Below are 12594 nucleotides of genomic sequence, written 5' to 3'. Positions count from 1 at the left end.
ACAATATGAAATCGACATTGAAAATTCATATTCGAATTTTACACCAACGGAAGATGCCTGTCTGCTGGCAGGCAGGAATTTTTAATCAAAGATTTCATCCTGATAAATACGGGACAAGTTGTGGCAGTTTTAAAATAAACATATACACATGAATAAGATTTACCACCAAACTATTTTGATATTGCTGTTAATTGGCTGTACTGAATTCGCAATAGGCCAATGTATTGAATCAGGTTTACTTGTTTCAGATTTGGATGGAAATAATGGATTTGAAATTAAAGGAAATAGCCCTGGGAATACTACGGGTTTTGACGTGAATGCTGTAGGCGATATCAATGGTGATGGTTTTGATGATGTGATTGTTTCTGCACATAAAGCTGATCAAGATGCGGGTAATGAATTTGGCGAAGTTTACGCAGTATTTGGAACCTCTACGGATATAAATCCTTCCATCAATGTAAGCAGCCTGAATGGTGATAATGGATTTGTTATTCAAGGTACTAGCACTTGGTCGGGAAGAGAAATTGGTTATGCAGGTGATATTAATAACGATGGTATTGATGATTTTATGATCAGTTCTATTTATGGTAATCCTACAGGAGAATCAGAGGATCATAATGCAGGTACTGTCCATGTGATTTATGGTAAGAGTTCGGGTTTTTCAGCTGAGCTAAGTTTAGATGATATAAATGGAGCCAATGGTTTTATGATGAGCGGAGTAAATGGTGGTGATTTAACAGGGCTCATAGTAGGTTTTGCAGGTGATGTGAATGGAGATAATATTGATGATCTGATTATTGGAGCACCTTACGCAGAGGTAGGTAGTGAGGATAATGCCGGTAGAGTATTTGTAGTGTTTGGCAGAAATTCTAATTTTCCTGCTGTTTTCGAATTAAGTAATCTAAACGGAACTAATGGGTTTAATATTTTAGGCGATACAGAAGATTATTATTTTGGAATCAGCTCAGGTAGTGCTGGCGATTTCAATGATGATGGTATTGATGATATTTTATTATCTGAAAGCGGAGGGCGTGCTGGCTCCTCTTCGGGGAATTCTTTTATATTTTTTGGTTCTGATCAGCCTTTCAATACTACCTATAGCGTAAGTGATTTTGATGGAGAAAAGGGTTTTATGACTTCCAAGGGTAGGTCTTCATCTGCTTTGGGTGATTTTAATAATGATGGGATTGACGATGTGGTAGTTACCCTTACTGGTTCTTTTGATGATGATTATTATATACTTTTTGGTGATGATCGGAATTTTGAACCAGTATTTGATATATCAACTCTAAACGGAACAAAAGGATTTATTTTAACTTCTAATGTTGGGTCTAGTATGGCAGCTGGTGATTTTAATAATGATGGTATTTCTGATTTAGTTATTGGAGATACTTTTGATGGAGTTTATGTTTATTTAGGACGTGAAAGAGGATTTGATAATTTTCATTTTCTAGATGATGAATCAGCTTTTCATATTGAAAATGACGGAGAAGAAAAGGAATTTGGATACTCACTTGATGGCAATTTTGATTATAATGGTGACGGAATATCAGACCTGCTCGTAGGCGCGCCTTCATCATATGCTTCTTTCGAGGATAGTCATAGTGGTGCGGCTTATGTTTTTTTTGGATTCGATTTTGAAATGGATACCGAACCACCGGTCATCGAGTGTATGGAAAACCAAATCCTGGAAGCAGGAGAAGCCCTTCCCGATTATACAAATTTAATAACGATTACAGATGATTGTGATGATGCACCGGAAGTCACACAAAGTCCTGCAGCTGGCACCACCTTTACCAGTGATTTAACAGTAACCATTACTGCTACTGATGACTCCTATCAGACGGAAAGCTGTACTTTTGAGGTGACTGAAATACTGGATACTGAAGCTCCTGAAATCACTTGCCCTACTGATCAGATTGTTGCTTGCGATGCCACAGAAGTACCTGATTATACTGATTTAATAACCGTTACTGATGATAGGGATGCTGACCCAACTGTTACGCAATCTCCTGCAGAGGGTACGACCTTTACAGATGGCATGACCATCAGCATGACAGCTGAGGACGAAGCCGGCAATTCCAGCAGTTGTACTTTTACTGTGAGTAGGGAAGAAGACACCGCAGCTCCATCCATCAGTTGCCCTGAAGAACAAAGTTTGATCCCGGGCGAAAACCTATCAGATTATACTGCTATGGCTTCCGCTACAGATGATTGTGATCCAGACCCCGTAATCACACAATCACCGGCAATCGGAACAGAGTTTACCACTGATATTACCGTGACCTTAACCGCTACAGATGAAAGTGGCAATACTAAAAGCTGTACTTTTGAGGTGACCGAAATACCGGATACTGAGGCTCCTGAAATCACTTGTCCTACTGATCAGATTGTTGCTTGTGATGCCACAGAAGTACCTGATTATACTAATTTAATAACAGTTACTGATGACAGGGATGCCGACCCAACTATTACACAATCGCCTGCAGAGGGCACGGTTTTTACAGATGGCATGACCATCAGCATTACAGCTGAGGACGAAGCCGGCAATTCCAGCAGTTGTACTTTTACTGTAAGAAGTGAAGAAGATACTGAAGCTCCATCCATCAGTTGCCCTGAAGAGCAAAGTTTGATCCCAGGCGAAAACCTACCAGATTATACTGATATGACTTCTGCTTCAGATGATTGTGACCCAGACCCAGTGATCACACAATCACCAGCAATCGGAACAGAGTTTACTACTGATATTACCGTGACCTTAACCGCTACAGATGAAAGTGGCAATACAAAAAGTTGTACTTTTGAGGTGACCGAAATACCGGATACTGAGGCCCCTGAAATCACTTGTCCTACTGATCAGATTGTTGCTTGTGATGCCACAGAAGTACCTGATTTTACTGCTTTGGTCACGGCTACTGACAACAGAGATGTCGACCCAACTGTCACACAATCGCCAGCAGAGGGCACGGTTTTTACAGATGGCATAACCATCAACATGACAGCTGAAGACGAAGCTGGTAATACTAGTAGTTGTACTTTTACTGTGAGTAGGGAAGAAGACAATCAAGCTCCATCCATCAGTTGCCCTGAAGAGCAAAGTTTGATTCCCGGTGAAAACTTACCAGATTATACTGCTTTGGCTTCCGTTTCAGATGATTGTGATCCAAACCCAGTGATCACACAATCACCAGCAATCGGAACAGAGTTTACTACTGATATTACCGTGACCTTAACCGCTACAGATGAAAGTGGCAATACAAAAAGTTGTACTTTTGAGGTGACTGAAATACCGGATACTGAGGCACCTGAAATCACTTGCCTTAATGATCAAATAGTTGCTTGTGATGCCACAGAAGTACCTGATTTTACTGCTTTGGTCACGCCTACTGACGACAGAGATGTCGATCCAACTATTACACAATCGCCTGCAGAGGGCACGGTTTTTACAGATGGAATGACCATCAGCATGACAGCTGAGGACGAAGCCGGCAATTCCAGCAGTTGTAGTTTTACTGTGAGTAGGGAAGAAGACACCGCAGCTCCATCCATCAATTGCCCTGAAGAGCAAAGTTTGATCCCAGGCGAAAACCTACCAGATTATATTGCTATGGCTTCTGTTACTGATGATTGTGACTCAGACCCCGTAATCACACAATCACCGGCAATCGGAACAGAATTTACTACCGATATTACCGTGACCTTAACCGCTACAGATGAAAGTGGCAACACTAAAAGTTGTACTTTTGAAGTAATCGAAAGAACGGATTTCGAAGCTCCTGAAATTACTTGTCTGTCTGATCAGGAAGTAGAATGCACGGTTAAGGAGGTACCGAATTTTCTGGATGATATAACAGTATCAGATAACCAGGATGAAAATCCAGTATTAACGCAATCTCCTGAAGCAGGTACTGAACTCACCCAAGAAACCAAAATCACCATATCAGCAACAGATGCATCAGGAAATAGCTCGGAATGTTCTATTATTTTACAGATAAATGCAGGAGATGCACCAGTTTTTACTTGCCTTCCTGATCAGGACCTTCAGTCTAGTGAAAATTGCGAAGTTATGGTGCCAGATTTTACCGAATTAATAGAAGCTGAAAGTGTATGTTCTGAAATTAGCAGTATAACTCAAATCCCCGAAGCAGGAACAATGATACTTGAAAATACCGTGGCTACTGTTATAGTGGAAGATAGTAACGGAAGTCAAAGCACTTGTGATTTTAATCTAAAAGTTCCAGAAAGTCTATTCCCGGAGGTAGATGCGGGTACAGATACAAGAATTTCAATAGGTGAAAGCCATCAGTTGGATGTTTTTACTTCAACAAAAGGCACATTTAGCTGGTCACCGTCAAAGGGGTTAAGTAATTCTGAAATTCCTGATCCTATAGCCTCACCAGAAGAAACCACTACTTATACTGTAACATTTACCAGCATGGCTGGCTGTGTTGCAGAGGACGAAATAACTATTGAAGTGGAAAAAGTAATTATCCCAAAGGGTTTTTCACCTGATTATGATGGAATTAACGATACATGGGTGATAGGAGGGATCGAAAATTATCCTGATAACGAGGTGATTATCAAAAACAGATGGGGCAATATTGTCTTTGCAATGAAAAGCTATAATAATACTTCGCGCAGCTTTGACGGCAACGCTAACAGAAACAACCAAATAGGAGCAGGTGAATTACCGGAAGGTACTTATTTCTACACCATCCAGTTAGATTCTAAAGAAAAGCCAAAGCAAGGCTTTATTGTTTTAAAGAAATAGAAGTAGTGATAATTGCTTTCCTTGAATAGGTAGTTATGTCATAACTATTTGAAATTCCTATGGATAAGTTATGGAGTGATTATTAAATTAATTTATTGCTGTATATGAAGTTATTATGAGGATTTGAGGTAGAAAGAACAAATTAAACAGAACTTGAAATATTTTGTGTACTTCAAGTTCTGTTTATTAAGCCTCACTCCACCATCTCCCTAATTTCCTTTTTGCTCAATTGTACATTATCTCTTAAACTTCCGGAAACACCCAAACAGTAACGACAAGAGGCTAAAGGCTTTTTATTGTTAAGATAAAACAATGCTTTTTCTTTAAAATCAGGCTGTTTAATGTCAATACCATCTGCTTCCGAATAAGTGGTATCTCCCAATTTTGAATCAATTTTAAGGATACACAAATAATCATCCATATAGGCTGCACGAGTGCATTTGTAGAAACGGCCATTTCGGATAATATGGCATCTGTGACGCATCCAGCAGTCGTCATAAATGCGCTGAATCTCTTTTTGATCGGTAAAAGGTTCCTTTAGGAAAATCTCATTGAACTGCTCTACATATTTAATATTGGTTACAAAACCGTATTGTTTGGCTTTCTCTTTTATCAAATCCAGACTTCTTTGCTTCACAGGGGCGCTTTTGTAATTGGAAATGGTGAGTTGATCTATTTCATGCCAAAAGTATTCCGACATCCTATGAACCAGTAGTCCATTAGAAACCACTCTTATTTGAGGGGCTATCTCATATTGCTTTATAATCCTGATAATCTCGTCAATTTCAGGATGAAGGGTAGGCTCTCCTCCTGCTATTTTGAACAGATCGGGCTGGATGCTGTCTTTTAAGAATTTGCAGATATCCTCGATTTCGGCTACCGACATAAACTTTTGCGGATTGAGTGGAGAAATATTGCAGCAGTCCCTGCACCGAAGATTGCAATGTTCGGCAATATGCAGTTCAAATGATTCAGTGCGGATTTTGCCTGCATCATTCAGGAAATATTTCTCCTTTCCATTCTGCTCAAATTCTCCTTTTTTCACAAATACTGCTTCAATCTCCACCAAAAGTTCATCCCGGCAAATGTCAGCCTGCATAAAAGAGAGTTTACAGTCTGGAGAAACCAATTTCTTTAAGTACTTTCGTAAAAACACCTCATCTTCTTTGTTTTTATAGTAAGTACGGAGCAAAACCGCATCTTCTAATGCAAAACCATAATCGATGTCATATCGCTTTAAATTAAACTGGCTCCCTAAAATCCGAAGATTCAGAATGCTTTGATTCACCTGGTCGTAAAGGTCGGAATGCACAGAATCTTCTCCCACTACACTAGCAGTTCCTGATGAAATTAAAAGAGTTTGATTCAAATTTTTGTAGATAGCTCCACGACTAAAAAGTGGGGGAAGCTGGCCATATTTATTGGAATAGTTTTTAGCTGCTGTTTGCTCTTTATTTTCTAAGAAAGTAACATTTGTTTTCACTGCTAGGAATTCTATCCTGAGGATTTTTGAAGAGGAACCGACAGCACTTGCTGATGGCATCATGGAATCAGAAAACTCCTTTCCGTAGCTGGCCTGAAAAGCTTTGAACCTGCCACTGTTAAAGGCCTCATAGTTATTTTTGAAGCCCTGTAATTCGGATGCTTCTAATATTTTCGGTACATAATTCCAGACACGGAGCAGCTGATAATCAGGGTAATGACTCAAAGCAGCAAAAATAGATGCATATAATCGGGAAGTGGCTTCTTCTATATTGCTTTCAGAAGGTATCTCCACCTCACCAAAAATTCCGTTAGGTGAAATTTTCAGATCGACTCCATTCAAATTTATACTTTGAATGTCATCTGTTTCACTGATCCAGGCATCCACAAATTCTTGGTCAGTCTTAGCAGTTTGTCTCAGTAATTTGACTGAATTTTTATTTAAAGTGTTGGTTGATTGTGTTATAAATTCCATAATGTTATTTTTTCTTCCAGAATGATTCTGTGTAATGCTTTTCTGTATTTGGATGAAGTACTTTTTTGATATTTTCAGACTCTCCAAATAGTATTGGCCACTCTGTTTTGTAGTGAAGAATAGCTTCACATTTCTTCTCAAAAAAATGCTTACTTAAGTATATTTTATCCAGAATAAGCCTGCCTTTAGTATTTTTTTTTACTGTTGTTAAATACTTTATTTCCTTTTGATATTGAAGGTTGCTAGCTTTTTTATCGTCTTCATCCATGGTGTAATTATGTAAAAAAGGCAGTTTAAGGTCCAATAGGTGTCCTTGGAAATCAGAAAATGGTCTTAATTCATGTTTATAATCCATTTTATGTAACCTAACTTCAGTCCAGCCAGGTACTAGTGCATAAGGAAGATCCTCGTAAAATTGAATTTTTTCAGTAGGGTAATCTAGTTTAAAACTGCTTCTGTAAACTAAATGATGGTCAATATGGCCACCTACTCCTAGGGGGAAAAGGATTGAGTCAGGAGTATATTCCTTAATGATTTTTGAAATTTCCGTGGCTATTGACTGCTCTAATATTCTTTCTTCATCTTCATGGTGAAACAAAATGGTTGAGAAATTATAGTAGCTTCTGCTGCTACGAAAGGGCGCATCAGTAAAACCAAGATGTATAGCTTTTGCTCCTAGGAATGTTAGGGCTTCAATATCCTGCTTTTTTCTCGTCTCATAAATCTCCTTCAGCTCCAATCTACTATCAGCACAGGAACTGAAAACACTTGCCACAATTACGTCAGCACCTTTTTCCTGCCATTGCGCCATGGAAGCACCACAGCTTAAAACGGCATCATCTAGATGAGGCGATATAATGAGATATTTATTTTTCAAGGGATTTCTTTGGTTTCAGTGGTTTTCTTTTTTCAAATAATTCAGCTATCAAATCGGCCGCTTCTTTTGGGCCTTCATGGCTATCAAATGATTTTCCTACCTTCTTCGCATTTTTGACTTCCAATGTATCAGCATTCAAAAGAGGGAGTAGCTGCTTTTTATAGCTTTCAATATCAGGATTGCTTGTATCAAGTACTTTTCCCACTTGCGCTTCTTCTACAAATTTAGCCTGTAAAAACTGGTCGTTACATATTGGCAGCAAAGCGATAGGTTTACCATGTGACATACATTCCATCACAGAATTTGCTCCTCCATGGCTGATCATTAAATCAATATGCGGAAGTAATTGTAACTGAGGCGCGTATGAAACGGCAATCACATTATCAAATAATTCTTCCACAAAAGAGGTATTCATTAATTCATTCACAGCAAAAATCAATTGTGTTTCGGTGCCTTTAAATACATCCTGCACTGTTTTAAAAAGCTGAGGATGATAATACACCTGACTTCCCAAGGACATATATACTTTTTTACAATTGGGTTTCAAAAGGTGAAAAGGAAAGCCTTGCTCATCTCCTCTATTTCCCTCATTAAAAGTTGCCCCAACATAGAATGAAAAATCGTTTTGGCTCAAATTACGTGGAATATATTCCTCAGTGGAAAAAACAATATTGAGCCAAGGAGAGATCAAATCACTTACTTTAAACTGAGGTTTAGTGGCCGTTGCAAATAGCTCCTCTCTTTCTTTTTGAAACAAATCGAGCGTTTCAGTCAGTTCGCAACTCCAAATTTCGGGAGTAATAGGATTAAGGGAAGAAGAAATCCCTGCCCAAGGAATATTTTTATTTTCTGCCACCAAAGCAGCGGCATACACCATAGGGTCTGTAACAATAAGAGCAGGCTGAAACTCATTAACCACCTTTTCCAATGCAGGAATTTGTTTAGGAACTGCGTCTATCAATAAGGTTTTGATCCATTGTTGCATCCATTTTTTATCCTGCAATTTTTCTGCAAATGCCTGCCCTTTTGTTAAAAATGCTTCAGGATCTGTTTTAGGATGTGCATCAAAGTAAATAGGGATGTCTAAACCTGCTTTTTTTACTTGCTCGCTGATGTCTGCAGCCGCATAGAAAGCCAAATCATAGCCTTTATTGTGCAATTCCTGTGCTACTCCAATCATAGGATTGACATGTCCTTTTTCAGGTATTGTCACAAAAAGAATTCGTTTATTGTTTTGCATCATATTGTACTCTTTTTAGCAAACAAATCATATTAAATAGCATCATGCGGTCATTTTCTTCAACGGTTTTTTGTTCACACAATGCAGTTAAAGCTTTTAGATTGAGATAATCTTCGATAAAATCACCCGATTCCTGAAGAAGATTTTTTAGAATTACCTGATATTGAGTGCCTAATCGTGGATCTCTCGGCAAAGCTGATTTCTTTCGGTTAATTATGTAATCGGGAAGCCAGTTTTTGGCAGCCATTTTCAGCAAATGCTTCTCTTCTCCATTTTTAAAACCCATTGCAGGCCCAATGTAGCCCTCTACTTCCAGCACATTCAGATTCGCAAAAGGAACCCGTGCTTCTAAACCAAAATTCATGGAATGGATGTCTCCGTTATGGAGCAATCTACCCAACCAACGCTTATAAATAAGGCAGCTCATAGCTAAAATTTTATCCTGTTCGCTGCCATTGAAGCTAAAGCCATTACTTTCTACTATTTGGGTATATTTTTGATTAAGAAAATCAAGTGGCTTTATGTCTTTTTGGATTTTTTCAGATAAAAAACGGCAACGCTTTTCTGCCCCGAATTTTTGAAGCAAGCCTAAAGGACTATGATTCACTTGTGGGTTGAGCAAGAAGAAATAACCATAATGGGTTTCATCAGCGGCATCGCCTACCAGCACAGCTTTGAAATTTTTGGAAGCTGCTTTGGATAGAAAATGTTGTGAGAATTCCTGCTCCCATGCTGGAATTCTGTCGTTAATAATCGGTAATTCAGATAATCCATTCAGGATATTTTCTTTGCTGATAGTAACAGCCTCCATCGGAAGATTTAAATCCCCCGCCAGCCTTTGGGCATAAGGAAAATCATCGGAATTAACTATGCTGTTTTCATTGAAATTTATTTGCTCATGGTTCTGGAACCTGACAGTAAAAGCCTGGTGACCGGGAACTCTCAGCTTAACAGCCAACGAGCTGAGAAGGGAAGAATCCAGTCCTCCGCTGAAGAAACTACCCACAGGAAAATCTGCTTTTAAGGACATCTTGGTGCTCTCTTCCAGATTTTCCATGAGATATCGGATGAGTTGTTCACTGGTTGAAATTCCTGGTCTTTGGGTAAAATTGTAGTAGCTGCATTTGACTGTTTTTTCCTTTGAAATGTTGAGTTTTTCGCCTCCTCGTAGGATGAAAACACCTTCATAAATAGTACTTTCGACTCCACTAAGCATGGGTGCTACCACATATTCTGTCAATGCTTCAATGTTAATTTTCGGCTTTTCATTCAAACACGCAAGTATTCCTTTTACTTCCGATGCAAAAATGAATTCAGCTCCTGATTGATAGTACACAAATGGTTTTACACTCAATGGATCTACAGCGGCAAAAGCAGTTTGTGAATGTATATCCCATATCAAGAAAGAAAACATACCTATAAATCTGTTCAAACAATCTTCACCCCAAAATAGATAAGCAGCAAGTACCACTTCTGTATCTGATCGGGAAACAAATTGATACGAATTTGACAATTCTGCACGTAAGGCTTCATAGTTGTAAATTTCGCCATTATAAACAATCAAATATCTGCCTGATGGATCGTAAAATGGCTGTTTTCCACCTTTTTCATCCAGCAAAGCCAGTCTCTGATGACAAAAAGCATGATTTTGATGCAGTACAGTTTGGCGATCATCTGGACCACGGTGTATTTGGGCATGCTCCATTTGCCTAATTCGGTCATGTAGAGCTGTTCCTGAATCCTTTGAATATAATATACCTCCAATTCCACACATAATTAACGCTCGTATTGATGGTTGACCAGCTGTAACCTTTCATAAAAGTTGATTTCCTGTAAATAACTTAGAATCGCTTCTGGAACAAGTTCCCTACAGGATTCTTGTTTTAGTATTTTATTTCTGATTTCCGTAGCACTGATATTTACTTTTTTGTCCAGTGGTTTAACTGCAATATTCATGCTTTTGCTCATACTTACAATAGCAGGATTGGTAGCATATACTGATTGAAAATCAGGTAGTAAATACTTTAATTCGTACATATTTTCCAGTGTAAAAGCATTCTGGGGGAGGGCTACTAAATAAAATTGATTCGGATATTTCAAGTGCAGATAGCGGTGAAGCATTTCCAGTCGCTCCGCAGCTGATAATGGATTTTGTGGAAAATGACTTAGTTCTGCTGTGGAAAGTAAAACAATAAATTCCTCATTTTCAGCTGCCATTTGCTCAATAATTGCTGCGTGTCCATTGTGTAAAGGCTGGGCACGAGAAATGAAAAGCCCGCGTTTTATTGAGTTCTGTGAAGGATTTATAAAATGTGTATTTTCTTCTTTCTCAAATTCAAGTAGTTCAAATTTACCATTGAGAAATAGACCAACTGCCTGTCTATCTTCTTCATGCGTACTGTAAAGTGTAGTAAAAGTGGGTGTTAGCAGTTTCAATTTAAGCCAATATGAGAGCCCAGAATTTCCTTTGTTTGCAAATGGCAGAACGTAAAATGGTACTTTGCATGCTGTTTTAAGAATGTCATGAAGCGATATCAGTAGTTCCCCGCTCTTTATATTCTTTTCATGTAGCTGATCAGCATTTTTAAGCACAAAAATAGCTTCTTCATAGTTTTTGGCTATGTTACACAGCTTTTGTATGGATTCTGAATCAATTTGCGCTGCTTCAATCAAAAATAAACACCTATTCTTCATATGCTAACACTTCATTAAAACATGCTAAAAAACCGATTTCCTCTTCCAATTCCCACACGCCTTTGTAGGCCTGAGTAAGGTAGAGCAAAGCCTGATCCAGGCAAAATAATGCTTTCCACAAATGTTCCTTCTCATCAAGTTGTTCCACTAAAAAAATAAAAGTTTTATTTTGTTCGGCATAAGCTTCTATCGCTGTAAGGATGTCTTCTTTATGGTAATTCAATTGTTTGTCATCCTTGCCAATTTTAGCAATTCTGAATGCCGAGAAAATAATATCCAGTTCTAATGGGGCTATCTGTACATTCTCAAAATCAATAAAAGCTACTTCATTATTAGACATAAAAAGAAGGTTTTCCAAGTGTACATCTCCATGTATCCATTGTGAATTTTCTGAATTCGCTATGAGTTCATTTTGAAGTTCAGTAAGTCGGTCTGCTTTTTTTAGAAATAATTGTTCTTTCTGTGCAAGATAGTTGCCAATGGGCTGATTTTCAATGGCTGAACTAAGTAAAGTATCAGACGAAATTGTTGTAGTTTCTTTGGTGTGGTTTTTAATAGGTATTAGCCCTATTTTTTCATGTAAATCAGGCAAATAAGTGAAAATAGTTTGTAAATCAGCTTTCGAGCATCTTTCCTCCCAGTTGTATTTTACAAAGCCGGGTATATATTCGAACACCTGTAACGGGCATTTTTTAGTCTTGAAATTTATGTAAGTAAAATTTGAACCTTTAACTGAATCGATCACTTTCGGGCAAGCATGATATTCATTTTCATGAAGTTGGGTCAATACGTAGATTTCATTGTTAAGCTGCCATTCCGTTTTATGAGGATGAGCTACACGTGCTATAAATTCCTGTCCATTGTTTTCTTTGATCTGAAAAGTACGATTGGAATAACCTCCCAACTGAATAATATTCTGTGCAGAGATATGATAATCCTCTTCCATTACAGATTTTAGCAGATGAATCGGTATGTCTTCTAGTTTTTCAAACTCCATGTATAGCTTTTACTTTGTATAAGCAAAAATCAAAAAATTATTGAAGTAAAATAGCATT

7 protein-coding genes are annotated in these 12594 nt (G+C 38.2%); 1 reads left to right on the top strand and 6 read right to left on the bottom strand.

Translation table 11 applies throughout. From position 1 onward, the window contains the following. Positions 1-148: 148 nt before the first annotated feature. Positions 149-4771 carry an HYR domain-containing protein gene (locus ABWH96_RS16090; protein ID WP_375578532.1) on the top strand — a complete coding sequence of 1541 codons (4623 nt, stop codon included), beginning with the start codon at positions 149-151 and terminating at the stop codon, positions 4769-4771. Between the two features lie 193 nt (positions 4772-4964). On the opposite strand, the gene ABWH96_RS16085 is transcribed toward ABWH96_RS16090, so the two are convergent. From ABWH96_RS16085 to ABWH96_RS16060, 6 genes are read right to left on the bottom strand one after another with little or no spacing between them, the layout of a single operon-like run. Then, positions 4965-6728, bottom strand: a complete 1764-nt coding sequence (locus tag ABWH96_RS16085) for a radical SAM protein (protein ID WP_375578531.1) — start codon at positions 6726-6728, stop codon at positions 4965-4967. 4 nt (positions 6729-6732) lie between these two features. Then, on the bottom strand, positions 6733-7605 hold the full coding sequence (locus ABWH96_RS16080) for a PIG-L deacetylase family protein (protein WP_375578530.1): 873 nt from the start codon (positions 7603-7605) through the stop codon (positions 6733-6735). Then, positions 7595-8848: a glycosyltransferase gene (locus ABWH96_RS16075; protein ID WP_375578529.1), complete on the bottom strand. Its 1254-nt coding sequence runs from the start codon at positions 8846-8848 to the stop codon at positions 7595-7597. Before ABWH96_RS16075 ends, ABWH96_RS16080 begins: the two co-directional genes overlap by 11 nt. Next, positions 8832-10619, bottom strand: a complete 1788-nt coding sequence (gene asnB, locus ABWH96_RS16070; RefSeq protein ID WP_375578528.1) for an asparagine synthase (glutamine-hydrolyzing) — start codon at positions 10617-10619, stop codon at positions 8832-8834. The genes ABWH96_RS16075 and asnB overlap by 17 nt, the downstream gene beginning before the upstream one ends. A 2-nt stretch (positions 10620-10621) precedes the next feature. After that, positions 10622-11539: an adenylyltransferase/cytidyltransferase family protein gene (locus ABWH96_RS16065; RefSeq protein WP_375578527.1), complete on the bottom strand. Its 918-nt coding sequence runs from the start codon at positions 11537-11539 to the stop codon at positions 10622-10624. Then, on the bottom strand, positions 11529-12536 hold the full coding sequence (locus ABWH96_RS16060; RefSeq protein ID WP_375578526.1) for an aminoglycoside phosphotransferase family protein: 1008 nt from the start codon (positions 12534-12536) through the stop codon (positions 11529-11531). Before ABWH96_RS16060 ends, ABWH96_RS16065 begins: the two co-directional genes overlap by 11 nt. Positions 12537-12594: the final 58 nt, after the last annotated feature.

This window comes from Marivirga tractuosa (assembly GCF_042140215.1).
Taxonomy (GTDB): Bacteria; Bacteroidota; Bacteroidia; order Cytophagales; family Cyclobacteriaceae; genus Marivirga; species Marivirga tractuosa_A.
The sequence above is the reverse complement of the archived record's forward strand: the minus strand, read 5'-3'. Positions and strand labels throughout refer to the sequence as shown.